General features: G+C 73.5%; 24 protein-coding genes and 2 pseudogenes. 7 read left to right on the forward strand and 19 right to left on the reverse strand.

Annotated features, from left to right (window positions below; genetic code table 11):
• Positions 1-159: 159 nt before the first annotated feature.
• The 6 genes and pseudogenes from ACZ499_RS05150 (at position 160) to ACZ499_RS05175 (ending at position 7,274) form a co-directional block, all read left to right on the forward strand.
• Positions 160-1,562 (forward strand): annotated as a pseudogene (locus ACZ499_RS05150) (ADP-ribosylglycohydrolase family protein).
• Positions 1,525-2,688, forward strand: coding sequence for an ADP-ribosylglycohydrolase family protein (locus ACZ499_RS05155; protein ID WP_468672429.1), 1,164 nt, complete (start codon positions 1,525-1,527; stop codon positions 2,686-2,688). Before ACZ499_RS05150 ends, ACZ499_RS05155 begins: the two are co-directional and overlap by 38 nt.
• On the forward strand, positions 2,685-4,343 hold the full coding sequence (locus ACZ499_RS05160; RefSeq protein WP_468672431.1) for an ADP-ribosylglycohydrolase family protein: 1,659 nt from the start codon (positions 2,685-2,687) through the stop codon (positions 4,341-4,343). The genes ACZ499_RS05155 and ACZ499_RS05160 overlap by 4 nt, the downstream gene beginning before the upstream one ends.
• Complete coding sequence (rbsK, locus tag ACZ499_RS05165) at positions 4,340-5,251, forward strand: ribokinase (RefSeq protein WP_468672433.1); 912 nt, start codon at positions 4,340-4,342, stop codon at positions 5,249-5,251. Before ACZ499_RS05160 ends, rbsK begins: the two co-directional genes overlap by 4 nt.
• Complete coding sequence (locus tag ACZ499_RS05170) at positions 5,248-6,450, forward strand: CaiB/BaiF CoA transferase family protein (protein WP_468672435.1); 1,203 nt, start codon at positions 5,248-5,250, stop codon at positions 6,448-6,450. The genes rbsK and ACZ499_RS05170 overlap by 4 nt, the downstream gene beginning before the upstream one ends.
• A gap of 5 nt (positions 6,451-6,455) precedes the next feature.
• A complete protein-coding gene (locus ACZ499_RS05175; protein ID WP_468672850.1) occupies positions 6,456-7,274 on the forward strand; it encodes an HpcH/HpaI aldolase/citrate lyase family protein in 819 nt (272 codons plus the stop codon).
• Positions 7,275-7,730: 456 nt separating this feature from the next.
• On the opposite strand, the gene lgt is transcribed toward ACZ499_RS05175, so the two are convergent.
• The 11 genes and pseudogenes from lgt to hisI form a co-directional block, all read right to left on the reverse strand.
• Positions 7,731-8,684 (reverse strand): prolipoprotein diacylglyceryl transferase, encoded by a 954-nt coding sequence (gene lgt, locus ACZ499_RS05180; protein ID WP_468672438.1) that lies wholly within the window; start codon positions 8,682-8,684, stop codon positions 7,731-7,733.
• Positions 8,685-8,983: 299 nt separating this feature from the next.
• A pseudogene (locus tag ACZ499_RS05185) lies at positions 8,984-9,805 on the reverse strand (DsbA family protein); the annotation flags it as partial.
• A gap of 130 nt (positions 9,806-9,935) precedes the next feature.
• Positions 9,936-10,751 carry a tryptophan synthase subunit alpha gene (gene trpA, locus ACZ499_RS05190; protein ID WP_385541380.1) on the reverse strand — a complete coding sequence of 272 codons (816 nt, stop codon included), beginning with the start codon at positions 10,749-10,751 and terminating at the stop codon, positions 9,936-9,938.
• Positions 10,748-11,995 (reverse strand): tryptophan synthase subunit beta, encoded by a 1,248-nt coding sequence (gene trpB, locus ACZ499_RS05195; protein ID WP_468405274.1) that lies wholly within the window; start codon positions 11,993-11,995, stop codon positions 10,748-10,750. Before trpB ends, trpA begins: the two co-directional genes overlap by 4 nt.
• A gap of 148 nt (positions 11,996-12,143) precedes the next feature.
• Positions 12,144-12,299, reverse strand: a complete 156-nt coding sequence (gene trpM / locus ACZ499_RS05200) for a tryptophan biosynthesis modulator TrpM (RefSeq protein WP_468405276.1) — start codon at positions 12,297-12,299, stop codon at positions 12,144-12,146.
• A 4-nt stretch (positions 12,300-12,303) separates the two neighbouring features.
• Positions 12,304-13,113 carry an indole-3-glycerol phosphate synthase TrpC gene (gene trpC, locus ACZ499_RS05205; protein ID WP_468672441.1) on the reverse strand — a complete coding sequence of 270 codons (810 nt, stop codon included), beginning with the start codon at positions 13,111-13,113 and terminating at the stop codon, positions 12,304-12,306.
• A gap of 148 nt (positions 13,114-13,261) precedes the next feature.
• Positions 13,262-13,699, reverse strand: a complete 438-nt coding sequence (locus tag ACZ499_RS05210) for a DUF2752 domain-containing protein (protein WP_468672443.1) — start codon at positions 13,697-13,699, stop codon at positions 13,262-13,264.
• 94 nt (positions 13,700-13,793) lie between these two features.
• Positions 13,794-14,066, reverse strand: a complete 273-nt coding sequence (locus ACZ499_RS05215) for an HGxxPAAW family protein (RefSeq protein ID WP_468405280.1) — start codon at positions 14,064-14,066, stop codon at positions 13,794-13,796.
• 132 nt (positions 14,067-14,198) lie between these two features.
• Complete coding sequence (locus tag ACZ499_RS05220; protein WP_385541446.1) at positions 14,199-14,849, reverse strand: TIGR02234 family membrane protein; 651 nt, start codon at positions 14,847-14,849, stop codon at positions 14,199-14,201.
• Between the two features lie 74 nt (positions 14,850-14,923).
• A complete protein-coding gene (locus ACZ499_RS05225; RefSeq protein ID WP_468672446.1) occupies positions 14,924-16,408 on the reverse strand; it encodes an anthranilate synthase component I in 1,485 nt (494 codons plus the stop codon).
• Between the two features lie 9 nt (positions 16,409-16,417).
• Positions 16,418-16,774, reverse strand: a complete 357-nt coding sequence (gene hisI, locus ACZ499_RS05230) for a phosphoribosyl-AMP cyclohydrolase (RefSeq protein WP_358836572.1) — start codon at positions 16,772-16,774, stop codon at positions 16,418-16,420.
• 82 nt (positions 16,775-16,856) lie between these two features.
• Here hisI and ACZ499_RS05235 point away from each other — a divergent pair, with 82 nt between their 5' ends.
• Positions 16,857-17,489 carry a TIGR03085 family metal-binding protein gene (locus ACZ499_RS05235; RefSeq protein ID WP_385541393.1) on the forward strand — a complete coding sequence of 211 codons (633 nt, stop codon included), beginning with the start codon at positions 16,857-16,859 and terminating at the stop codon, positions 17,487-17,489.
• Positions 17,490-18,077: 588 nt separating this feature from the next.
• On the opposite strand, the gene hisF is transcribed toward ACZ499_RS05235, so the two are convergent.
• Genes hisF through hisD form a run of 8 tightly spaced genes read right to left on the reverse strand, consistent with a single transcriptional unit; the run spans position 18,078 to position 23,836 of the window.
• Entirely contained in the window at positions 18,078-18,833 is a 756-nt protein-coding gene (gene hisF, locus ACZ499_RS05240) for an imidazole glycerol phosphate synthase subunit HisF (protein WP_385541395.1), read from the reverse strand.
• Positions 18,830-19,252: a RidA family protein gene (locus tag ACZ499_RS05245; protein ID WP_468405283.1), complete on the reverse strand. Its 423-nt coding sequence runs from the start codon at positions 19,250-19,252 to the stop codon at positions 18,830-18,832. Before ACZ499_RS05245 ends, hisF begins: the two co-directional genes overlap by 4 nt.
• Positions 19,249-19,986 (reverse strand): bifunctional 1-(5-phosphoribosyl)-5-((5-phosphoribosylamino)methylideneamino)imidazole-4-carboxamide isomerase/phosphoribosylanthranilate isomerase PriA, encoded by a 738-nt coding sequence (gene priA, locus ACZ499_RS05250; protein WP_385541399.1) that lies wholly within the window; start codon positions 19,984-19,986, stop codon positions 19,249-19,251. Before priA ends, ACZ499_RS05245 begins: the two co-directional genes overlap by 4 nt.
• Positions 19,986-20,633, reverse strand: coding sequence for an imidazole glycerol phosphate synthase subunit HisH (hisH, locus tag ACZ499_RS05255; RefSeq protein ID WP_468672451.1), 648 nt, complete (start codon positions 20,631-20,633; stop codon positions 19,986-19,988). Before hisH ends, priA begins: the two co-directional genes overlap by 1 nt.
• Positions 20,630-20,794, reverse strand: a complete 165-nt coding sequence (locus ACZ499_RS05260; protein ID WP_468405288.1) for a hypothetical protein — start codon at positions 20,792-20,794, stop codon at positions 20,630-20,632. Before ACZ499_RS05260 ends, hisH begins: the two co-directional genes overlap by 4 nt.
• Complete coding sequence (gene hisB, locus ACZ499_RS05265; RefSeq protein ID WP_067158063.1) at positions 20,791-21,384, reverse strand: imidazoleglycerol-phosphate dehydratase HisB; 594 nt, start codon at positions 21,382-21,384, stop codon at positions 20,791-20,793. The genes ACZ499_RS05260 and hisB overlap by 4 nt, the downstream gene beginning before the upstream one ends.
• Positions 21,381-22,499 carry a histidinol-phosphate transaminase gene (locus ACZ499_RS05270; protein WP_468672452.1) on the reverse strand — a complete coding sequence of 373 codons (1,119 nt, stop codon included), beginning with the start codon at positions 22,497-22,499 and terminating at the stop codon, positions 21,381-21,383. The genes hisB and ACZ499_RS05270 overlap by 4 nt, the downstream gene beginning before the upstream one ends.
• A complete protein-coding gene (gene hisD, locus ACZ499_RS05275) occupies positions 22,496-23,836 on the reverse strand; it encodes a histidinol dehydrogenase (protein ID WP_468672454.1) in 1,341 nt (446 codons plus the stop codon). Before hisD ends, ACZ499_RS05270 begins: the two co-directional genes overlap by 4 nt.
• Between the last annotated feature and the right edge of the window lie 141 nt (positions 23,837-23,977).

Below are 23,977 nucleotides of genomic sequence, written 5' to 3' on the forward strand. Positions count from 1 at the left end.
AGCGGCGGTCCGGGGGTGCAGGGCCCGAGCGGGGTGCGGGAGCCGCAGGCCCTGCTGGGAGGCCCGGCGGCTACACCCCCGAGCGGGGCACAGGGGCCGCAAGCCCCGCAAGGAGGCCCGGCGGCGCCGCTTCCGAGCGGGGCACAAGGACCGCAAGCCCTGCCGGGAGGCCCGGCGGCTACACCCCCGAGCAGGGCACAGAGGCCGCAGGCCCCGCAAGGAGGCCCGGCGGCGAAGCCCCCGGGTACCACCTCCCCTTCCCCCACCCGCCCCCACCCCCGGAGGGTCGGCGGGGTGGGGGAATCCCGGCGCGAAGCGCCCACCCCGCCACCCCCGCACCAAGACGACCGCATCCTGGGCCTCCTCCTGGGCCTGGCCGCAGGCGACGCCGCAGGATGGCCGGCAGCGCGGCACCGCGCGGCCCGCATGCCCGAGTGGACCCGAAGACTCACCCGCGAACTCGACACCTTCGCCGAGCAGAACGCCACCACCACCCTCCCCGTCCCCATCGCCCTCAACCAGCCCCCCGAACCCCTGCGCCTGGGCCCGTCGGACGATGCCGAGTGGGCCGCGTTCGCCGCCGAGACCGTACTCACCGCCGCCGAGCCCCTGCTCGCCCACCTCACCCCGGCCAGACGCGTCCGCGCCGCCGTCGACCGCGCCTGGAACCTCCTCGCCGCCGAGGTCGCCGCGGCCGCCGACCGCGCCCCCGAGGTCGAGTCGGCGGTGCTCCCCCTGCGCGCCCGTATCTCCGTACGCGCGGGCCTCGGCAACCTGGCCACCGGCCTGCGCCCGCCCGCCACCGGCCACGACAACCCGCACTACTTCGACGACGCCGCCTGCGTACGCGCCGCGGTCCTCGCCGTGGTCCACCCCGGCGCGCCCCGGGAAGCCGCCGAACTGGCCGAGTTCGACGCCCGCTACACCCAGGACGGCGACGGGGTGCACGGCGCCCGCGCCATCGCCGCGGCGATCGCGGCCGCGCTCGGCGGGGCCGGCGTCGAGGACGCCGTGGCGGCCGCCCTCGACGAACTCCCGCCCGACACCGAGATCGGCCGCAACGCCCGGCTCGCCGTCAAGCTCGCGCACGACTTCGCCGACGACACGGCGGGCGCGTTCGCCCTGGTCCCGCTCCTGGAGCACCAGATCGTGGACCACGTCTACAGCTACGGGATCGCCGCCGCGGAGACCGTTCCCGTCGCCCTCGCCCTCGCCACCGCCTCGCGCGGCACGGTCGCCGAGGCGGTCCCGGCCGCGGCCTGTCTGTCCCGGGTCGCGGACTCGGCGCCCGCCCTCGCCGGGGCGCTCACCGGCGCGCTCGGCGGCGGCGCCGCGATCCCCGCCCCCTGGCTCGACGCCTGCCGCACCCTGTCAGGCTGCGCCCTGCCACGCCTGGCCGGTACCGACCTCGTGGAGCTCGCCGGGCTCCTCGCCGACACGCTGCGCCACCCCCGGGCGGCTGAGCTTTTCGCGAAAATGCCACGAACCACCCCGAACTGACCGTCCAGGGTGGACAATTCCGGCATGACGCTCACGACGTCGTACGCGACGCTCACTCTTGAGGACCGCATCACCGGCGCCCTGGTCGGCGCGGCCGTCGGGGACGCCCTCGGCGGCCCGGTCGAGGGCTACACCCCCGAGCAGATCGTGGAGCGGCACGGCGGCCGCGTCCACGGCATCGTCGGCCCCTGGCACGGGGACGACTGGCGTACGGCGCGGCCGATCGCCCCGTACCACAAGGGCGACGGGCACATCACCGACGACACCTTGATGACCCACGCGCTGATCCGGGTGTACGAGCGGGTCCGCGACCACCTGGACGCGTACGCGATCGCGGACCACCTGGTCCCCGACCTGATCTCCCGCCCGCTCTGGATCCCCGAACTCGAAGCCGAGACAATCCCCCTCCACCGCGTCTTCCTCGCCGAGAAGTGGATCGTGGCCCGGCTGCACTACGGCCATGTCGACCCCCGCGAGGCGGGCACCGGCAACATCGTCAACTGCGGCGCGGCGATGTACATGGCCCCGGTCGGCCTGGTCAACGCGGCCAACCCGGCGGCGGCGTACGCGGAGGCCCTGGAGGTGGCGGCCCCGCACCAGTCCTCGTACGGGCGGGAGGCGGCGGGCGTCTTCGCGGCGGCGGTGGCGGCGGCGTGCGCCCCGGCCGCGACGGCGGCCGGGGTGGTGGAGACCTGCCTGTCCCTGGCGAAGGACGGAACGCACGCGGCGATCGAGGCCGTGGCGGAAACAGCATCCGCACACACGGACTTCGAGACCGCCCTCGCTCCCCTCCGGGCGGCGGTCACCCCCTTCGACACGGTCGGCCCGGACTACCGCGCCCCGTCCCTGGGAGCCCGCCGCCCGTCCCGCCTGCACGCCATCGAGGAGCTCCCGATCGCCCTGGCCATGCTGCTCGTCGCCGACGGCGACTACCGCACGGCAGTACTCGGCGCGGTGAACTACGGCCGGGACTGCGACTCCATCGCGACGATGGCGGGCGCGCTGGCGGGCGCGCTCCGGGGCGAGGCCCCCATCCCCGCCGCCTGGTCCAAACCGGTCGCCGAGGCCAGCCGCCTGGACCTGCACGCCCCCGCGCGGGCCCTCACGGAGGTGACGCGCGAGGTGTACGCGAAGGACCGCGCCCGCCAGGACGCCCACCGCACGGCCTTCGAGGCGCTGACCCGATGACCCCCCTGCGCCTGACCTGGGTCCAGCCGGAGGACCTCATCGCCCACGAGCTCCGTCAGGCGAAGGAGGACGGCCGCGACGCGAGAAGGATCGAAGCGCGCTGGGCAACGGCGGGCGGCACTGCGACCCCCGCCCCCTCGGGCGCCTCCCCGACCCCGGCACCCCCGCCCCTGCGCGCCCTGGCGATCCGGCTCCTGGACGAACTGGCCGAGATGCCTTCCCCGTTGGCGGAGCGAGAACCGACGGACTTCGAGGCGATCAGATCCGCAACACCCACCTGGCCGGACGGCCTCAACCACCCACCCGCCCCGGAGCGCAGCCCCGAGGAGGTGCAGGGACGCAGCCCCGCCCAGGGGCCCGAGCCCGAAGCCCCCGGCCACCCACCCACCCCAGGACGCAGCCCCGAGGAGGTGCAGGGGGCGAAGCCCCCGCTCAGGGGTCTGGGGGCGCAGCCCCCAGGAACACCTCCCCCTTCCCCCACCCACCCCCGGAGGGTTGCGGGAAGGGGCGGGGAGGGGCGAACCAACGCCCTCCACTCCGCCTGGCTCGGCCGAGCCGCCGGCTGCCTGCTCGGCAAACCCGTAGAGAAGCTGCCCCTGACCGGCATCCGCGCCATCGCCCGAGCCACCGGCAACTGGCCCCTCCACAGCTGGTTCACCGCCCACCGCCTCCCCGCCGAGCTGGCCGCCGCGTACCCCTGGAACCGCCGCTCCGCCCCCACGTCCCTCGCCGAGAACATCGACGGCATGCCCGAGGACGACGACCTCAACTACCCGCTCCTCGGCCTGCTCCTACTCCAGCGCCACGGCCCCGCCTTCACCACCGCCGACGTGGCGCGGCTGTGGCTGGACGAGCTCCCGGCGGGGCGTACGTTCACCGCCGAGCGGGTCGCGTACCGCAATCTCCTGGACGGGATCGAGCCGCCGCACACCGCCACCCACCGCAACCCGTTCCGCGAGTGGATCGGCGCCACCATCCGCGCCGACGTCCACGGCTGGACCAACCCGGGCGACCCCGCGGCCGCCGCCGAGCAGGCGCACCGCGACGCCGTTCTCACCCACACCGCCAACGGCGTGTACGGCGCCATGTTCACGGCCGCGGCGATCTCCCTTGCCGCCACCGGCGCGTACGACGTGCACGGCTGCCTCCACGGCGGCCTCGCCGTGATCCCCCCGCGCTCCCGCCTCGCGGAGGCCGTCCGCCTCGGGATCCGTCTCGCCCGCGAAGAGGACGACTTCGACACGGTCGTCGACCGGCTGCACGCGGCCCTCGGCGCCTACCACTGGGTGCACTCCGTCCCCAACGCCGCCCTGCTCGCCGCCGCCCTCACCCACGCCGACGGCGACTTCTCCGGCTCCATCTGCCGCGCGGTGTCCGGCGGCTGGGACACCGACTCCAACGGGGCCACCGCCGGATCGCTCACGGGACTCCTCGCCGGGCACCCGGACGCGCTGCCCGCCCGCTGGACCGCACCGCTCAAGAACCGTCTCGCCACCACCGTCGCCGGCTTCGACGGCACCGGATTCGACACCCTCGCAGAACTGACAGCGGAACTGACGGCGGAACTGACCGCACAGGCGACCGCACAAGTAAGCGCACACGCAACCGCACAACAGACCGCACAACTCGTCCCCCAGGAGGTACGGAGCGCATGACGCGCATCGCGGTGCTCGGCAGCACCAACATGGACCTGGTCGCCTACGTGACGGCCGCCCCGCGCCGCGGCGAGACCGTCACCGGTCACGACTTCCGTACGATCCCGGGCGGCAAGGGCGCCAACCAGGCCGTCGCCGCGGCCCGCGCGGGCGGCGACGTCGCGATGATCGGGGCCGTCGGCACGGACGGGTTCGGCGTACGGTTGCGGGCCGCGCTCGACGGCTCCGGCGTCGACACCGACCTCGTGCGCACCACCGAGGGACCGTCCGGCACGGCCCACATCGTGGTCGACGCGACCGGCGGCAACGCGATCGTCGTCATCCCCGGAGCCAACGCCTCCGTCACCCATCTCGGCCCCGGCGACGAGGCGCTGATCGCGGGCGCCGAGTCGCTGCTGCTCCAGTTGGAGCTGCCGTTGGACACGGTCGTCGAGGGCGCCGAGGCGGCCCGGCACCACGGGGTGCGGACGGTCCTCACCCCCTCCCCCGTCCAGCCCCTGCCGCCCGAACTCCTCGCCGTCACGGACCTGTTGGTGGCCAACGAGCACGAGGCCGCCGCGCTCACCGGCATCGGCGACCCGAAGGCGGCCGCCCGCGCGCTCCTTGAGCTGGTCCCCGAGGTGGTGGTCACGCTCGGCGCCCGGGGCAGTCTGTACGCGGCGCGCGACCAGGACCCGGTCGCGGTGCCGGCCCCCGAGGTGACCGCGGTCGACACGACGGGCGCGGGCGACACGTTCGTCGGCGCGCTCGCCGTCGCCCTGGGCGAGGGCCGGGCGATGCCCGAGGCGCTCGCCTGGGCGTCGGACGCCGCCGCGCTCTCGGTCCAGCGGCCCGGCGCGGTGGCCGCCATGCCGTACCGCGCGGAGATCGACGCGGCGGCGGCCGGGGCCGAGGGAACCGGGCGGTGACGACTCCCCTGCCGACGACTCCCCTGCAACGGCTGCGGGTTCTGGACCTCGCCACCCTGTTCGCCGGGCCGCTCGCGGCGACGATGCTCGGCGACTTCGGCGCCGAGGTCATCAAGGTCGAGCACCCCCGCCGCCCCGACCCCTCGCGCGGCCACGGCCCCGCCAAGGACGGCATCGGGCTCTGGTGGAAGCTGCTCGGCCGCAACAAACGGACGATCACTCTCGATCTGTCCACGCCGGGCGGCCGCGAGACCCTGCTCCGGCTCGCCGCCTCCACCGATGTGATCATCGAGAACTTCCGCCCGGGCACCCTGGAGCGCTGGGGCCTGGGCTGGCCCGAACTGGTCGCCGCCAACGACCGGTTGGTACTGGCCCGGGTCACCGGGTTCGGCCAGTGCGGCCCGTACGCCCACCGGCCCGGATTCGGCACGCTCGCCGAGGCGATGAGCGGCTTCGCCGCCGTCACCGGCGAGCCGGACGGCCCGCCGACGCTGCCCCCGTTCGGCCTCGCGGACTCGATCGCCGCGCTGGCCACCGCGTACGCCGTACTGACCGCTCTCACCGCGCGCACCGCCACCGGGCGTGGACAGGTGATCGACATGGCGATCATCGAGCCGATCCTGACCGTCCTCGGCCCCCAGCCCATCTGGTACGACCAGCTCGGCTACGTCCAGCCGCGCACCGGCAACCGCTCCCGCAACAACGCCCCGCGCAACACCTACCGTACGGCGGACGGCAGTTGGCTGGCCGTCTCCGCCTCGGCCCAGTCGGTCGCCGAGCGGGTGATGCGGCTCGTGGGGCGCCCGGAGCTGATCGCCGAGCCGTGGTTCGCCACCGGTTCGGGGCGGGCCGAGCACGCGGACGAGCTGGACGAGGCGGTGGGCGGCTGGATCGGGCGGCGCACCCGTGAGGAGGCGATGACGGCGTTCGAGAAGGCGGAGGCGGCGATCGCGCCGATCTACGACATCCGCGAGGTGATGACGGACCCCCAGTACCGCGCGCTCGACACACTCACCACGGTCGACGACCCGGAGCTGGGCCCGGTCCGGATGCAGAACGTCCTCTTCCGGCTCTCCGAGACCCCGGGCGCGATCCGCTGGGCGGGCCGCCCGCACGGCGCGGACACGGACGCGGTCCTGACCGAACTGGGCCTGTCCGCCCAGGAGATCACCACGCTGCGCAAGACGGGCGCCCTGTGACGACGATGGTCCCGCTGACCTGGCTGTACGCCCCCGGCGACCGGCCGCAGGTGGTCGAGAAGGCGCTGTCGGCGGGCGCGGACGTGGTGATCGTGGACCTGGAGGACGCGGTGGCGCCGGACCGCAAGGAGTACGCCCGGGCGGCGACGGCGGAGCTGCTCGCCGCCCCGCTGTCCACGCCGGTCCACGTCAGGGTGGCCACGGAGGAGGACGTACGGACCCTGGCCGGGCTCCCGGGCCTGTCGGGCCTGCGCCTGCCCAAGGTCACCCACGCCTTCCAGGTCCAGCGCATCGCGGCCCTGGCCCCCGGCGTCGCCCTCCACCCGCTCCTGGAGAGCGCGCTGGGAGTGGAGTACGCGTACACGATCGCCGCCGCCCACCCGGCGGTACGGGGCATCGCGCTCGGCGAGGCGGACCTCTGCGCGGATCTGGGCGTACGCAACGAGTCGGGCCTGGACTGGCCGCGCAGCCGGGTGGTGGTGGCCGCGCGGGCGGCGGGTCTGGCCCCGCCCGCCCAGTCGGTGTACCGGCACATCAGCGACCTGACGGGCCTGGCCGCGTCCTGCGCCCACGGCCGCGCGCTGGGCTTCCTGGGCCGCGCGGCGATCCACCCGGCACAACTGCCGGTGATCGAACGCGCCTATCTGCCACCGCCGTCGGAGGTGGCCGCAGCGGAGGAGATCCTCACGGCGTCCCCCACGGACACGGGAGCCCTGGCCCTACCGGACGGCCGCTTCGTGGACGCGGCGGTGGTGGAGGCGGCCCGCCGCACGCTGGCGCTGGCGCACCGTCGCGATCCGCCACCCCGCCCGCCCCCGCTGTGACATGTGCGGCTCCGCCGTGTGGCCTCCGGGCGGGGGCGGGTTCTTCCCGGGGGCTACGCCCCCGGACCCCCATGTCGACTGCGGGCCGTGCTGGGTTGCTCGCGCAGTTCCCCGCGCCCCTAGGGCCTGTCCGGCGGATCCTGTCTGGGACGCGGGGTCCTGGCACGCCCTCCCCCAAGGCCTCAAGGGCCAGGGGCGGGGACCCCCAGCGGCGTTGTCGTCGGTTGCCGACTCCCCCAAGCTCTCGACTTCGTTCGAGCAGGGGGACCCCCATCGCGTCGACGCCCTCCTCCGCCTTGCAGCAGGACACACCAGGACCCCGCTCACCGGGACCGAAAGGCGCAGGCACCTCGCGGGCGACCAGATCCGCCGGACAGGCCCCAGCCGCCCAGGGGCGCGGGGAACTGCGCGACCAGCCGCAGACGGCCCGCAGACGAAACCCGGCCCCAACGGGCCTCAGCTCTTGCTCGTCGTCCCGTTCTCGGACGGCACCGACTTCTCGGCCTCGCCGGCGGGCGCGTCGTCGGAGGGCGCATCCCCCGACTCCGGCTCCGCGTCGGCGGACTCCGCGGAGCCCGGCTCCACCGCCTCGTCGACGCCGCCCGGCTCGACCACCTCTTCCCGCCCCGGCCGCACCCGCGAAGAGATCACGATGTACGTCACGGCGAGCACGAAGACGGTGATCGCGGTCCAGTCGTTGAGGCGCAGCCCCAGCACGTGGTGGGCCTCGTCGACCCGCATGTACTCGATCCAGCCGCGTCCCACGCAGTACGCCGCGACGTACAGCGCGAACGCCCGGCCGTGGCCCAGCTTGAAGCGGCGGTCCGCCCAGATGACGAGGAAGCCGACGCCGAGGCACCACAGCGACTCGTACAGGAAGGTCGGGTGGTAGGTGCCCGCGACCCGGTTGGTGCCCTCGGTGATCTTCAGCGCCCACGGCACGTCGGTGGGCTTGCCGTACAGCTCCTGGTTGAACCAGTTGCCCCAGCGGCCCACGGCCTGGGCGAAGGCGATGCCCGGGGCCAGCGCGTCGGCCCAGGCCGGCAGCGGGATGCCCCGGCGCCGGCAGCCGATCCACGCACCCACCGCGCCGAACGCGATGGCGCCCCAGATGCCGAGCCCCCCCTGCCAGATCTTGAAGGCGTCGACCCAGTCCTCACCGTCGCTGAAGTACAGCTGGTAGTCGGTGATGACGTGGTAGAGGCGGCCGCCGACGAGGCCGAAGGGCACCGCCCAGACGGCGATGTCGGCCACGGTGCCGGCTCTGCCGCCCCGGGCGATCCAGCGCTTGTTGCCGTACCAGACGGCGACGAAGACACCGATGATGATGCAGAAGGCATAGCCGCGCAGCGGGATCGGTCCGAGATGGATCACGCCGGTCGACGGGCTGGGAATGAAGGCGAGGTTCATGGCAGGGTCGACGCTACCCTGCCGGGCGGGCGGTCGGACCACCCACCCGGCAACTTATGAGTAACGAGCGGTACGGCAGGGGCCTAAGGGGCCGCCGGAGCCGGAGCGGCCCCCGCTCCCGTCCCCGCCCCGGACCGGGTCGCGGTTCCCGCGCCCGGTCCCGCGTGGGCCGCCGGGGCCCCCGGATGCGCCGAGCCCGGTGCCGGCGCCTTCTTCGGGACCGTCCCCGGCACATGCGCGGACCTCGGCTTCGCCCCGGACACGGCAGGCGCGCCCGCCGGCGGCGAACTGGGGGCGGGCGCCCCCGGCTGCGACGGCAAAGCCGTCCCCGGCTGCTTGCCCTTGTTCGCCTCGACGACCCACTTCTTCAGGTTCGCCGGGCTGATCTGCTCGCTGCCCCTCTGCGGGAAGACCGACTCCCCGTTCAGCTGGACCGTCGGCGTGCCGCTGAAGCCGCCGTTCTGGAAGGCGTCGTTGGACTTGCCGACCCAGCTGTTGTGCTTGCCCCCCTCCACGCAGGAGCGGAAGCCGGCCGTGTCGAGGCCGGGGACCTTCTGGGCCAGCTCGATCAGCTTGCTGTTCTTCCCGTACGCGTCGTCCGTCTCCTTGGGCTGGTTGCTGTAGAGCACGTCGTGGTACGCCGAGAACTTCCCGGCGTCCTGTGCGCAGCCCGCCGCGTTCGCCGCGTGCAGCGAGCCGCTGCCGCCGAGGTTGCGGTCGATCAGGGTGGCGAGGTGGTACTGGACGCGGATCTGGCCTCTGCCCTCCAGCTCGTGGATCGTGGACCGGAAGCTGTTCTCGAACGCGGCGCAGGCCGGGCAGCGGAAGTCCTCCCAGACCGTGAGCGTGGACGGCGCGTCGGCGGCGCCCACCGGGATGGCCAGGTTGTCCTTGCCCTCGGCGCCGGCGGGCGCGAGCAGCGGGCCCGCCGTGCTCTTCTTGTCGTCGCTCTTGGTGTTGGCCGCGATCACACCGATCACCGCGGCCAGCCCGAGGACGCACACCACCGCCCCGCCGACGATCATCGTGCGTCTGCGGCGGTCCTGGGACCGCTGCCGCTCGCGCTCCTGGGCCAGCCGCTCGCGGGCTGTTCTCTTGCCTTCTTGGTTCTTCTCGCTCACACCCGCAGCAACGAACCGGGGAGGCACCCACGTGCCTCCCCGGTCCCATATCCACCCGTACGAGCTAACGCGAGCCCGGTCCGCCCGGCCCGGGCGGGGTTACGGCGCGTTGCGGCGTCGGCCTGCGCCCTTACGGCGTACGGCGTACGCCCTGCGCGAGTTCACCCGCGAGGGCGCGCACGGCGGCGAGCCCGCTCGCGTGGTCCGGCGCGTCCAGCATCCGCTGGACGAACGCCGAGCCGACGATCACGCCGTCGGAGAAGGCCGCGACTTCCTGGGCCTGCTCCGCGTTGGACACGCCGAGGCCGACACAGACCGGCAGGCCGGTGGTGGCCCGGGTGCGCCGGACCAGGTCCTCGGCCTGCGCGCCGACCGACGCGCGCGTGCCGGTGACGCCCATCAGGGACGCCGCGTACACGAAGCCGGAGCCCGCCGCGGTGATCTGCGCGAGCCGCTCGTCCCTGCTGCTGGGCGCGACCACGAAGACCGTGCCGAGGCCGTGCTTGTCGGCGTGCTCGCGCCACAGCGCGGACTCCTGGACCGGCAGGTCGGGCAGGATGCAGCCGGCGCCGCCCGCCTCGGCCAGCTCGGCGGTGAAGCGCTCCACGCCGTACCGGTCGATGGGGTTCCAGTACGTCATCACCAGCACCGGCTTGCCGGTGGCCGCGTGGGCCTCGCGGACCGTGCGCAGCACGTCGGCGATCTTCACCCCGCCCTTGAGGGCGATGTCGTCGGCGGTCTGGATGACCGGCCCGTCGAGCACCGGGTCGCTGTGCGGAAGGCCGACCTCGACCACGTCCGCGCCGCCGTCGAAGACGGCCTTGACCGCGTCGATGCCGCCGTCGACGGTCGGGAACCCGGCCGGCAGATAGGCGATGAGCGCGGCGCGGTCCTCGGCCTTCGCCTTGGCGAGGGTGTCGCTCAGCAGTTGTACGTTCCCGCTCACTTCGCGTCCCCCTCGGCCCCGTTGTCGTACAGCCCGAAGTAGCGGGCCGCCGTGTCCATGTCCTTGTCGCCGCGCCCGGAGAGGTTGACCAGGAGCAGCCCGTCCTTGCCGAGCTCGCGGCCGACCTCGAGGGCGCCCGCGAGCGCGTGCGCGGACTCGATCGCCGGGATGATGCCCTCGGTGCGCGAGAGCAGCCGCAGGGCCTGCATGGCCGCGTCGTCGGTGACCGCGCGGTACTCGGCGCGGCCGGTGTCCTTGAGGTAGGAGTGCTCGGGCCCGATGCCGGGGTAGTCCAGACCGGCCGAGATCGAGTAGGGCTCGGTGATCTGGCCCTCGTCGTCCTGGAGCACGTACGAGCGGGAGCCGTGCAGGATGCCCGGCTCGCCCGCCGTCAGGGTCGCCGCGTGCTCGCCGGTCTCGATGCCGTGCCCGCCGGGCTCGCAGCCGATCAGACGGACGTCCGCGTCCGGGATGAAGGCGTGGAAGAGCCCGATGGCGTTGGAGCCGCCGCCGACGCAGGCCACGGCCGCGTCCGGGAGCCGTCCGGCACGCTCCAGGATCTGGCGGCGGGCCTCGACGCCGATGACCCGGTGGAAGTCGCGGACCATGGCCGGGAACGGGTGCGGGCCCGCGACCGTGCCGAACAGGTAGTGCGTACGGTCCACGTTGGCGACCCAGTCGCGGAACGCCTCGTTGATGGCGTCCTTCAGCGTGCGGCTGCCGGACTTCACGGGGATGACCTCGGCGCCGAGCATCCGCATCCGGGCGACGTTCAGCGCCTGGCGCTGGGTGTCGACCTCGCCCATGTAGATGGTGCACTCAAGCCCGAAGAGGGCGCAGGCGGTCGCGGTGGCGACGCCGTGCTGGCCCGCGCCGGTCTCGGCGATGACGCGGGTCTTGCCCATGCGCTTGGTGAGCAGCGCCTGGCCGAGCACGTTGTTGATCTTGTGCGAGCCGGTGTGGTTCAGGTCCTCGCGCTTGAGGAAGACCCGGGCGCCGCCCGCGTGCTCGGCGAACCGGGGCACCTCGGTGAGGGCGCTCGGGCGGCCGGTGTAGTTGACCATGAGGTCGTTGAGCTCGGCGGCGAAGGCAGGGTCGGCCTTGGCCTTCTCGTACTCGACGGCGACCTCGTCCACGGCGGCGACCAGCGCCTCGGGGATGAACTTGCCGCCGAACGCTCCGAAGTACCCTTCGGGGCTGGGCACTTGACCCTCGGGGTCGGGGATGAAGAACTCGTGGGACATGGGGATACCTCCCCGGGGCGTCTTGGCCCCGGTCCTGGGTTACGTGTGGTCACGAGTGCGCCCAGGCGCCGCGGTGATGAGCCGGGTGTGCGACTGCGGGCCGCGCCGGGCCGGTCGCGCAGTTCCCCGCGCCCCTGAGGGGCGCAGCTCAGGCGGCGCTCAGGGCACCGCGCCATCGCATCCCGTTGACCTGGCCCGGCTCGTCGCCGATCACGTACCGCACCCGTCGCCCGTGCACCCGGCGCGCCGGAGCGCGGCAGCCGCGGGGGCGGCAGCCGGGGGCGAGGCGGGTGGCAATGGGCATGGGGTCAGTTCCGTCCGTGGCGCAGGGCCGGGTGGGCGCCGGCGGCCACCAGGTCGGCGACGGCCGCCCGGGGGTCCTTGCCGGTGACCAGGGACTCGCCGACCAGGACGGCGTCCGCGCCGGCGTTGGCGTACGCGATCAGGTCGTGCGGGCCGCGCACGCCCGACTCGGCGATCTTCACGATGTGCGAGGGGATCTCGGGGGCGACGCGATCGAAGACGGTGCGGTCCACCTTGAGGGTCTTCAGGTCGCGCGCGTTGACGCCGATGATCCGGGCGCCCGCGTCGACCGCCCGCTCGACCTCGTCCTCGTCGTGCACCTCGACCAGCGGGGTGAGCCCGATGGACTCGGCCCGCTCGATCAGCGACACCAGGGCGGACTGCTCCAGGGCGGAGACGATCAGGAGCGCCAGGTCGGCCCCGTACGCCCGGGCCTCCCACAGCTGGTACGCGGTGACGATGAAGTCCTTGCGCAGCACCGGGATGTCGACCTTGGCCCGGACGGCCTCCAGATCGGCGAGCGAGCCGCCGAAGCGGCGCTCCTCGGTGAGCACGGAGATGACGGCGGCGCCGCCCGCCTCGTAGTCGGCGGCGAGGGCCGCCGGGTCCGCGATGGCCGCGAGCGCGCCCTTGGACGGGCTGGAGCGCTTGACCTCGCAGATGACCTTGACGCCTTCGCCGCGCAGAGCCGCGACGCCGTCCCGAGCCTGGGGCGCCTTGGCGGCGCGCTCCTTGAGCTCGTCGAGGCCGACCCGCGCCTGCCGCTCCGCCAGATCGGCGCGGACGCCCTCGATGATCTCGTCGAGCACACTCACGCGAGCGGCCCCCTTCCAGGACGGTGACGTTGACGATCGGCCAGGATCAGCCATGACGATGGTATCCGCACCGGAGCGAAGGGCCCGCATCCGGTTGACGCCCGTCCCACTCCTCGGACAGCCGGGACGTGGGGAGATATACGGAATGTCACGGCGCGAGCACGGACCCGAACGGTAGATTCCGGACAACCGAGAAGACCAGCAGCACCGCCCCGATGCCCCACCAGTGGGCGTCCTTGACGTCGACACGGAAGGGCAGCCCGCGCGTGGCGCGGACGGCCCAGACCACCCAGAGGACCGCGAAGAGCACATAACCGGCCACCGCGAGCGCGTTCGCCCCGAGGGCCGCGCCGAAGTCGCCGGTGATGAAGTCGTGGGCGCTGCGCAGACCGCCGCAGCCGGGGCAGTAGATCCCGGTGAGCCGCAGCAGCGGGCAGACGGGGTAGTGGCCGGGCTCGTTCGGGTCGACCGCGCCCACGTACGCGAAGGCGGCGGCGACCCCGGCGAGGGTGCCCAGCGGAACGAGCAGCCGGCGCGCCGCGGCGGGGGCCGTCGGGGCGGGCGTCGGGGTCGGGGTGGCGTCCACGCGGTGATTGTCCCCGTTCACGCGGAGAGGCGCAGCCCCAGGGGGCCGCGCCTCATCTGCGTACAGCGTTGTCTCAGTCGAGTGGCGCGTCGTCTCAGCGGGCCTCGGCGAGGCGGGCGCGGGCCTTGAGGCCGGCGTCCTCACGGGCCGCGGCCATCTCGGCGGTCTCCTTGGGGGTGCCCATGCCCATCATCTTCATGATGCCGCCGACGACCGCGCCGAGCACGGTGAGCGCCGTGCCGGCCCAGAAGCCGATCGGGTTGGCGGCGACGATGAAGACCGAGGCCGCGCAGAACCCGATGAAGGAGATGATCGAACCGGTCCAGGCGGCCGGGGTGTGTCCGTGGCCGCCGCTGCTGCCCGCCATGAGTTGCTCCTCGTTGGTGAATCTCTGGGTCGCGGAGTCGGCCGCTCAGTCCGGGGACGCCGACCGCTCACCGACCATTGTCGCCCACCCGTGTACGTGCCCCGAGCCTGGGGTCGCCGCCCGTGGGGCAGCTCACACTCCGGTCGGGTCCTCGCCCCGGTCCAGGGCCTTCCACAGCTCCTCGGGCCGGTCCGGGTCCTTGACCGGGCGGGGCTTGCGGGCCCGGGGGCTGCCGTCGCGCTCATAGCGCCCGCCCATCGCGGGCCAGGCGGCGCCGAACCGGAGCGCGAGCAGCCCGGCGATCAGGAGCAGCAGGCCGCCCGCGAAGGTGACGTAGGGCCAGGCGGTGTGGGTGAGGCCGCCGATGGTCGCGGCGGCGTCGCCGCTGGTCCTGGCGGCCTTCTCGTCCAGCGCGGAGCTGTCGTCGGCGCCGAGGAAGGCGGCGAGCGCGGCCCCGGCGCCGCTCAGCGCGAGCAGCCCGGAGACCAGGAACCGGCCGGCCCGGCGGACCGCGAAGACCGCCACGAGCGCGGCGAGCCCGACTATCGCGAGCGCGGCGGGCACACCCGTCACGTTCTGTCCGGTGGCGCGCAGCGGCACGGAGCCGCCCCCGACCGCGGCGTGGCCCTCGGCCCAGGTCTGCCCGGAGGCGAGCAGGACGACGGCGGCTCCGACGGCGCCGAAGAGCAGGGCGGCGGCGAGGGTGCGGCGGCCGCCGCCACGGGCGGACGGCGCGGATTCGGCACGCGACTGGGGTTCGGGAACGGCACTCACGTACTCCACTATCGCCTGCACCGCGGTGATCTTGTCACCCGGGGCCGTGTTGCGTCGCGCCTCCCCCCCACCCCCGACAGGCCCTAGCTGCTCAGCTGGTTGGCCGTGTTCACGGCGCGGAGGACGGCGGCCGCCTTGTTGCGGCACTCGTTGTCCTCCGACACCGGGTCGGAGTCGGCCACCACGCCGGCTCCGGCCTGTACGTACGCCGTGCCGTCGCGCAGCAGCGCGGTGCGGATGGCGATGGCGGTGTCGGAGTCCCCGGCGAAGTCGAGATAACCGACGCAGCCGCCGTAGAGGCCGCGGCGGCTCGGTTCCAGCTCCTCGATGATCTGCATGGCACGCGGCTTGGGCGCGCCGGAGAGGGTCCCGGCGGGGAAGCACGCGGTGAGCACGTCGAAGGCGGTACGGCCCGGGGCGACCCGGCCGGTCACGGTCGACACGATGTGCATGACGTGCGAGTACCGCTCGACGGACATGAAGTCGACGACCTCGACGCTGCCCGGCTCGCAGACCCGGCCCAGGTCGTTGCGGCCCAGGTCCACCAGCATCAGGTGCTCGGCCCGCTCCTTGGGGTCGGCGAGCAGCTCCTCGGCCAGGTCGTTGTCCTCCTGCGGAGTGGCGCCCCGGTGCCGGGTCCCGGCGATCGGGTGGACCATGGCCCGCCCGTCCTCGACCTTGACGAGCGCCTCGGGGCTGGAGCCGACGACGTCGAAGCCGTCGAAGCGGAAGAGGTACATGTACGGGGACGGGTTGGTGGCCCGCAGCACCCGGTAGACGTCGAGCGCGCTGGCGCTGCAGGGCGTCTCGAACCGCTGCGAGGGCACCACCTGGAAGGCCTCGCCCGCGCGGATGCGCTCCTTGATGTCCTCGACGGCGTCCTGGTACGCCTTGCCGCCCCACAGCGCGGTGTACTCGGGCAGCACGGACGGCGGGAGGGCGGCGGGCGCGTACTCGACCGGCTTGGCCAGGTCCGCCTCCATGGCGTCGAGCCGTGCCACGGCGTCCGCGTACGCCTCGTCGACGCCGGTGTCCAGGTCGTTGTGGTTGATCGCGTTGGCGATCAGGAGCACCGACCCGGCCCAGTGGTCGAGCACGGCGAGGTCGGAGGTGAGCAGCATGGTCAGCTCGGGCAGCCGCAGGTCGTCGCGCCCGTGCTCCCCGATCCTCTCCAGCCTGCGCACGATGTCGTAGCCGAGGTAGCCGACCATGCCGCCGGTGAACGGCGGCATCCCGGCCGCCAGGTCGCGCGGGGTGTGCAGCGCCTCGACGGTCGCCCGCAGGGCCTCCAGCGGATCACCCGAGGTGGGGACGCCGACGGGCGGGGTGCCCAGCCAGTGGGCTTCGCCGTCGCGGGCGGTGAGCGTGGCGGCGGAGCGCACGCCCACGAACGAGTAGCGCGACCAGGACCGCCCGTTCTCGGCGGACTCCAGAAGGAAGGTGCCGGGCCGCTCGGCGGCGAGCTTCCGGTAGAGCCCCACGGGGGTGTCGCCGTCCGCGAGGAGGCGGCGGCTGACCGGGATGACGCGGCGGTCCACCGCGAGCTTGCGGAAGGTTTCGAGATCCATGGCGAGACCCTACTGAGCGGGGGCGGGCAGCAGGACGTCGGCGTCGAAGCATGTCCGATCCCCGGTGTGGCAGGCGGCGCCGACCTGATCGACCTTGACGAGCAGGGTGTCCCCGTCACAGTCCAGCGCAACGGACTTCACATGCTGGAAATGCCCGGAAGTGTCGCCCTTGACCCAGTACTCGTTCCGGCTGCGCGACCAGTAGGTGCAACGGCCGGTGGTCAGGGTGCGGTGCAGGGCCTCGTCGTCCATCCAGCCGAGCATGAGCACCTCGCCGGTGTCGTACTGCTGGGCGATGGCCGGGACCAGTCCATCGGCGGTCCGCTTCAGGCGGGCGGCGACGGCGGGGTCGAGAGTGCTGGTCATGGCCCCATTGTGCCGTGGCTCGGGGGCGCTCCGGCGGTGCGTCCACTGGGCGGACGTGGGCGCGGGTCGTACGCTGGCCCCCATGTCGACCCATGCCAAGCGTGAACGGCTTCTGCTCGCCGACCTGTTGGAGGCGGCGGGCCCGGAGGCCCCGACCCTCTGCGACGGCTGGACCGCGCGCGACCTCGCCGCGCACCTCGTGGTCCGCGAGCGCCGCCTCGACGCGGCCGGCGGGATAATCCTCGGCGCGCTGAAGTCCCGGCTGGACCGGGTGCAGGCGGAGTTCGCCGCGAAGCCTTACGAGGAGCTGGTCCGGCTCTTCCGTACGGGGCCGCCGAAGTACTCGCCGTACAACCTCAAGCAGGTCGACGAGGGGGCGAACGCGATCGAGTTCTACGTCCACGGCGAGGACGTCCGCCGCGCCCAGCCCGACTGGACGCCGCGCCCGGTCGACCCGGTCTTCGCGGACGTCCTCTGGTCCCGCCTGGAGAAGATGGCGCGCCTGATGGGCCGCCGCTCCCCCGTGGGCCTGGTCCTGCGCCGCCCCGACGGCCAGACGGCGGTGGCCCGCCGCGGGACTCCCGTGGTGACGGTCACGGGTGACCCGTCCGAACTGGCCCTGTTCGTCTCGGGGCGCCAGGAGGCGGCGGATGTGCAGGTGGAGGGGGAGAAGTCGGCGGCGACGCGAGCGCTGGAGGCGAAGCTGGGCGTGTAGCCGGGGCTCCGCCCCGGGCCCCGTTCGACTGCGGGCCGTCGCTGGCTGGTCGCGCAGTTCCCCGCGCCCCTTTCCGACCCGGGGTCTGTCTGCGGGCCGTCGCTGGCTGAGCGCGCAGTTCCCCGCGCCCCCAAAGGCAGAAGGGGCCCGGCCGAAATCCAGCCCCTCCGGCGTTTGAGGAGCGGGGGCCCTTCAGGGGCGCGGGGAACTGCGCGACCAGCCACAGACAGCCTGCAGACGAACAGGATCGGGGGCGGAGCCCCCAAGCGGGGGCGGGGGCGCAGCCCCAGCGGGGGCGGGGGCGCAGCCCCAGCGGGGGCGGGGGCGCAGCCCCAGCGGGGGCGGGGGCGCAGCCCCAGCGGGGCTACTGGGGGGGCGAAGCCCCCGTGAGCGGGGTGCAGGGGCCGCGCCCCACCCGGGAGTGCAGGCCCGCCCGGGGGCGCAGGCCCAGCCCGGGGGCGCAGGGGCGCAGGCCCGCCCAGGGGTGGCCGCAGGCCCAGCCCAGGGGTCCAGGGGCCGCCGGCCCCGGAAAACCCACCTCAACCCCCACCCACCCCCGGAGGGTTTAGGTGAAGGGGCGGGGTGGGGCTAGCGCACCGGGTGGCCCGCGGCGCGCAGGGCCGTCTTCACATCCCCGATCCGCAAGTCCCCGAAGTGGAACACCGACGCCGCCAGGACCGCGTCCGCCCCCGCCGCCACCGCCGGAGCGAAGTCGGCGAGCCGCCCCGCCCCGCCCGACGCGATCACCGGCACGGTGACGTGGCGGCGGACCGCCGAGATCATCGGGACGTCGTACCCGTCCTTCGTCCCGTCCGCGTCCATGGAGTTCAGCAGGATCTCCCCCGCCCCCAGCTCCGCCGCCCGGTGCGCCCACTCCACCGCGTCGATGCCGGTGCCCCGGCGCCCGCCGTGCGTGGTCACCTCGAAGGAGCCGGACTCGGTACGCCGCGCGTCGACCGACAGGACGAGCACCTGACGCCCGAACCGCTCCGCGATCTCGCGGATCAGTTCGGGGCGCTCGATCGCCGCCGTATTGACGCCCACCTTGTCCGCCCCGGCCCGCAGCAGCTTGTCCACGTCGTCCGCCGAGCGGACCCCGCCGCCCACCGTCAGCGGGATGAAGACCTGCTCGGCGGTGCGCCGCACCACGTCGTACGTCGTCTCGCGGTTGCCCGAGGACGCGGTGATGTCCAGGAACGTCAGCTCGTCCGCGCCCTCGGCGTCGTACAGCTTGGCCATCTCGACCGGGTCGCCCGCGTCGCGCAGGTTCTGGAAGTTGACACCCTTCACCACCCGGCCGTTGTCGACGTCCAGGCAGGGGATGACTCGCACCGCGAGGGTCATGCGGGGGCTCCTTCAGGGGCACCGGCGGCGCCTCGGTAAGCGTCTACTTCCACTTCGACCAGCATGCGCGGGTCGACCAGACCGGTCACGATGACCAGCGTGGCCGCCGGGCGGACGGCGTCGAAGAGCTCCTTGTGGGCCCTGCCCGCCTCGTCGATGTCCCGCGCGTGGGTCAGATACATACGCGTGCGGACCACGGACTCGGCCCCGAGCCCGAACTCCGCGAGCGCGGCGAGGGCGTTCGAGAAGGCCACCTTGGCCTGCTCGTACGGGTCGCCCTCGCCGTACAGCACCGTGCCCCTGAACGGCGTGGTGCCGGCGACGTGCACATGGTCGCCCGCGGCGACGGCGCGCGCGAAGCCGATCGAGTCCTCCCAGGGACTGGGAACGTCACTCTGTACACGCCGAACGTCGCTCATCGGGACACAGCCTCCAGGGCTTCTTCGAGGGTGAACGCCTTCGCGTACAGGGCCTTGCCCACGATGGCGCCCTCCACACCCTGCCCCACGAGCCCCGCGATCGCCCGCAGGTCGTCGAGCGAGGAGACGCCGCCGGAGGCCACCACCGGCTTGTCGGTGGCCGCGCAGACGTTGCGCAGCAGCTCCAGGTTGGGGCCCTGGAGGGTGCCGTCCTTGGCGATGTCGGTCACCACGTACCGCGCGCAGCCCTCGGAGTCGAGGCGCGCCAGCGTCTCGTAGAGGTCGCCGCCGTCGCGGGTCCAGCCGCGGCCGCGCAGGGTCGTGCCGCGTACGTCCAGACCGACCGCGATCTTGTCGCCGTACTCGGCGATGACCTTGGCGACCCACTCCGGGGTCTCCAGGGCCGCGGTGCCCAGATTGACGCGGCGGCAGCCGGTGGCGAGCGCGGCCTCCAGGGAGGCGTCGTCGCGGATGCCGCCGGACAGCTCGACCTTGATGTCCATCGCGCCCGCGACCTCGGCGATCAGCGCGCGGTTGTCGCCGGTGCCGAAGGCCGCGTCCAGGTCCACCAGGTGCAGCCACTCGGCGCCGGAGGCCTGCCAGGCGAGCGCCGCCTGGAGCGGGGAGCCGTAGGAGGTCTCCGAGCCGGACTCGCCGTGGACGAGGCGGACGGCCTGGCCGTCGCGGACGTCGACGGCGGGCAGGAGTTCGAGCTTCGGGGACGACGGTGCCATCACAGGGTTCCGATCCAGTTGGTCAGCAGCTGGGCGCCGGCGTCGCCGGACTTCTCGGGGTGGAACTGGGTCGCCCACAGCGCGCCGTTCTCCACCGCGGCCACGAACGGCTCGCCGTGGGTGGCCCAGGTGACCCGGGGCGCGCGGATCTTGGGGTTGGTGACCTCCAGGCTCCAGTCGTGCACGGCGTACGAGTGCACGAAGTAGAACCGGTCCTCGGCGTCCAGGCCCGCGAACAGCTCGCTGTCCTCGGGGGCCTTGACCGTGTTCCAGCCCATGTGCGGGACGATCGGCGCCTTCAGCGGCCCGACCGTGCCGGGCCACTCGTCCAGGCCCTCGGTCTCCACGCCGTGCTCGATGCCCCGGGCGAACAGGATCTGCATGCCGACGCAGATGCCCATCACCGGGCGGCCGCCCGACAGGCGCCGGCCCACGATCCAGTCGCCGCGCGCCTCGCGCAGCCCCTGCATACAGGCGGAGAAGGCGCCGACGCCGGGGACGAGCAGCCCGTCGGCGTTCATGGCCGTGTCGTAGTCACGGGTGATCTCGACGTCCGCGCCGACGTGGGCGAGGGCGCGCTCGGCGGAGCGCACGTTGCCGAAGCCGTAGTCGAAGACCACGACCTTCTTGCGGGAGGGGGCGCTCAACTCCACACCTCCAGCCGGAGGACGCCCGCGGCCAGGCAGAGCGCCGAGCTGATCGCCAGGAGCGTGATCAGGCTCTTGGACATGTCCTGCTTGACGAAGGAGTAGACGCCGCCCGCGAGGAAGAGCCCGAGGACGATGAGGATGGTGTTGAGGCCGGTCACAGCGCGCCCTTGGTCGAAGGAAGGATGCCCGCGGCACGCGGGTCGTGCTCGGATGCGTAGCGCAGCGCCCGCGCCAGCGCCTTGAACTGGCACTCCACGATGTGGTGCGCGTTGCGCCCGTACGGGACGTGGACGTGCAGGGCGATCTGCGCCTGAGCCACGAAGGACTCCAGGATGTGCCGGGTCATCGTGGTGTCGTACTCGCCGATCATCGGCGCCATGTTCTCGGGCTCGGTGTGTACGAGGTACGGGCGGCCGGAGAGGTCCACGGTCACCTGGGCGAGGGACTCGTCGAGGGGGACCGTGCAGTTGCCGAAGCGGTAGATGCCGACCTTGTCGCCGAGCGCCTGCTTGAAGGCGGCGCCGAGCGCGAGGGCGGTGTCCTCGATGGTGTGGTGCGAGTCGATGTGCAGGTCGCCGTCCGTCTTGACCGTGAGGTCGAAGAGGCCGTGGCGGCCGAGCTGGTCGAGCATGTGGTCGTAGAAGCCGACTCCCGTCGACACGTCGACCTTTCCGGTCCCGTCGAGGTCGATCTCGACAAGGACGGACGTCTCCTTGGTGGTGCGTTCGACACGGCCGACGCGGCTCATGCTCTCTGCTCCTTCTTGAGTTGACGGACCGCGTCCAGGAACGCGTCGTTCTCGGTCGGGGTGCCGGCGGTGACGCGCAGCCACCCGGGCACCCCGTTGTCACGGACCAGGACCCCCTGGTCGAGGATCTGCTGCCAGGCGGTGTGCGAGTCCTCGAAGCGGCCGAACTGGACGAAGTTGGCGTCCGACTCGGTCACCTCGTAACCGGCCGCCCGCAACTCGGTGACCAGCCGGTCCCGCTCCCGCTTGAGCTGCTCGACGTAGCCGAGCAGCGTGTCGGTGTGCTCCAGGGCCGCGAGCGCGGTCGCCTGGGTGACGGCGGAGAGGTGGTACGGCAGCCGGACGAGCTGGACCGCGTCGACCACCGCCGGGTGCGCGGCGAGGTAGCCGAGGCGCAGCCCGGCCGCGCCGAAGGCCTTGGACATGGTCCGCGAGACGACCAGGTGGGGGCGGCCCTCGATGAGCGGCAGCAGCGACTCGCGGTGGCTGAACTCGACGTACGCCTCGTCGACGACCACCAGGGACGGCTTGGCGGCCTGTGCGGCCTCGTGGAGCGCGAGAACCGTTTCGGCGTCGACCGCCGTGCCGGTGGGGTTGTTGGGCGAGGTGATGAAGACGACGTCCGGGGCGTTCTCCGCGATGGCCTTCTCGGCGGCCTCCACGTCGATCGTGAAGTCCTCGCCCCGCGGCCCGGAGATCCAGCCGGTGCCGGTGCCGCGCGCGATGAGGCCGTGCATCGAGTACGAGGGCTCGAAGCCGATGGCGGTGCGGCCGGGGCCGCCGAAGGTCTGCAGCAGCTGCTGGATGACCTCGTTGGAGCCGTTGGCCGCCCACACGTTCTCGACGCCGACGGTGTGCCCGCCGGTGCGGGTGAGGTAGCGGGCGAGCTCGGTGCGCAGCTCCACCGCGTCCCGGTCGGGGTAGCGGTTGAGCCCGCGCGCGGCCTGCGCCACGCGCTCCGCGATCCTCGCGACCAGCGGCTCGGGCAGCGGGTACGGGTTCTCGTTGGTGTTGAGCTGGACGGGCACGTCCAGCTGGGGCGCCCCGTAGGGGGACTTGCCGCGCAGCTCGTCGCGTACGGGCAGGTCGTCGATGCCGATGTCGTACGCGCTCACTGGCCCGGCACCTTCCATCCGAACCTCGCCTTGAGGGCCGCCCCGTGCGCGGGCAGGTCCTCGGCCTCCGCGAGCGTGACCACGTGGTGGGCGACCTCGGCCAGGGCGTCCCGGCTGTAGTCGACGATGTGGATGCCCTTGAGGAAGGACTGGACCGACAGGCCCGAGGAGTGGCAGGCGCAGCCGCCGGTGGGCAGCACGTGGTTGGAGCCCGCGCAGTAGTCGCCGAGCGAGACCGGGGCCCACGGGCCGACGAAGATCGCGCCCGCGTTGCGGACCCGGCCGGCCACGGCGGCGGCGTCGGCGGTCTGGATCTCCAGGTGCTCGGCGCCGTACGCGTCGACCACCTTGAGGCCCTGCTCCAGGCCGTCGACCAGGACGATCGCGGACTGCTTGCCCGCGAGGGCCGGCTTGATCCGGTCCTCGACGTGCTTGGTGGCCGCGATCTGCGGCTCCAGCTCGCGCTCGACCGCGTCTGCGAGCGCCGCGCAGTCGGTGACCAGGACGGCGGCCGCCATCGGGTCGTGCTCGGCCTGGCTGATCAGGTCGGCGGCGACGTGCGCCGGGTCGGCGGTCTCGTCCGCGAGGACGGCGATCTCCGTCGGTCCGGCCTCGGTGTCGATGCCGATGCGGCCGGTGAAGTAGCGCTTGGCGGCGGCGACCCAGATGTTGCCGGGGCCGGTCACCATGTTCGCGGGCGCACACTCCTCGGTGCCGTACGCGAACATCGCGACGGCCTGGGCGCCGCCCGCCGCGTACACCTCGTCGACGCCGAGCAGCGCGCACGCGGCGAGGATCGTCGGGTGCGGCAGTCCGCCGGCTGTGTCTCCTTCAAAGCGGGGCTTCTGCGGCGGGGAGGCCAGCGCGATGGACTCGACGCCCGCCTCCTGGGCCGGGACCACGTTCATGACCACGGACGACGGGTACACCGACCGGCCGCCCGGCGCGTAGAGCCCCACGCGCTCGACCGGTACCCACTTCTCGGTGACGGTGCCGCCGGGCACCACCTGGGTGGTGTGCTCGCCGCGGCGCTGGGCTCGGTGGACGATCCTGGCGCGCCGGATGGACTCCTCAAGCGCCGCCTTGACCTGCGGGTCGAGCGTCTCCAGGGCCTCGGCGAGCGCCTCGGCGGGCACCCGGATCCGCTCCAGGGTCACTCCGTCGAACTTCTCCGCGTACTCGATCAGCGCCGCCGTGCCGCGATGATGCACGTCCTCGCAGATGGGCCGCACCTTCTCCAGGGCGGCTTCCACGTCGAACTCGGCACGGGGCAGCAGGTCGCGCAGGGCGCCCCCCTCGGGGAGGGCGTTGCCGCGCAGATCGATTCGAGAGATCACGGAACCAATTCTCTCAGACCGCATCACGCCACCGATCGCCCGTATCACTGGCTGATACGTATCCCGGCCGCCCCGCGCCCGGCCGTGACCACTAGCGTTCACTCCGTTACACACGCATGTACATCCGCACGCGACCGCACA

It is taken from the genome of Streptomyces sp. NPDC031265 (assembly GCF_055570295.1).

What these genes read in the sequence shown, in the direction of transcription:
- priA (WP_385541399.1), bottom strand. Translation starts at nt 19,986, where the DNA reads ATGGCACCGTCGTCCCCGAAGCTCGAACTCCTGCCCGCCGTCGACGTC.
- ACZ499_RS05235 (WP_385541393.1), top strand. Translation starts at nt 16,857, where the DNA reads ATGTCGACCCATGCCAAGCGTGAACGGCTTCTGCTCGCCGACCTGTTG.
- ACZ499_RS05155 (WP_468672429.1), top strand. Translation starts at nt 1,525, where the DNA reads ATGACGCTCACGACGTCGTACGCGACGCTCACTCTTGAGGACCGCATC.
- ACZ499_RS05215 (WP_468405280.1), bottom strand. Translation starts at nt 14,066, where the DNA reads ATGGCGGGCAGCAGCGGCGGCCACGGACACACCCCGGCCGCCTGGACC.
- hisI (WP_358836572.1), bottom strand. Translation starts at nt 16,774, where the DNA reads ATGACCAGCACTCTCGACCCCGCCGTCGCCGCCCGCCTGAAGCGGACC.
- trpM (WP_468405276.1), bottom strand. Translation starts at nt 12,299, where the DNA reads ATGCCCATTGCCACCCGCCTCGCCCCCGGCTGCCGCCCCCGCGGCTGC.
- ACZ499_RS05225 (WP_468672446.1), bottom strand. Translation starts at nt 16,408, where the DNA reads ATGGATCTCGAAACCTTCCGCAAGCTCGCGGTGGACCGCCGCGTCATC.
- rbsK (WP_468672433.1), top strand. Translation starts at nt 4,340, where the DNA reads ATGACGCGCATCGCGGTGCTCGGCAGCACCAACATGGACCTGGTCGCC.
- ACZ499_RS05160 (WP_468672431.1), top strand. Translation starts at nt 2,685, where the DNA reads ATGACCCCCCTGCGCCTGACCTGGGTCCAGCCGGAGGACCTCATCGCC.
- ACZ499_RS05245 (WP_468405283.1), bottom strand. Translation starts at nt 19,252, where the DNA reads ATGAGCGACGTTCGGCGTGTACAGAGTGACGTTCCCAGTCCCTGGGAG.
- hisF (WP_385541395.1), bottom strand. Translation starts at nt 18,833, where the DNA reads ATGACCCTCGCGGTGCGAGTCATCCCCTGCCTGGACGTCGACAACGGC.
- lgt (WP_468672438.1), bottom strand. Translation starts at nt 8,684, where the DNA reads ATGAACCTCGCCTTCATTCCCAGCCCGTCGACCGGCGTGATCCATCTC.
- ACZ499_RS05175 (WP_468672850.1), top strand. Translation starts at nt 6,456, where the DNA reads ATGGTCCCGCTGACCTGGCTGTACGCCCCCGGCGACCGGCCGCAGGTG.
- hisB (WP_067158063.1), bottom strand. Translation starts at nt 21,384, where the DNA reads ATGAGCCGCGTCGGCCGTGTCGAACGCACCACCAAGGAGACGTCCGTC.
- trpB (WP_468405274.1), bottom strand. Translation starts at nt 11,995, where the DNA reads ATGTCCCACGAGTTCTTCATCCCCGACCCCGAGGGTCAAGTGCCCAGC.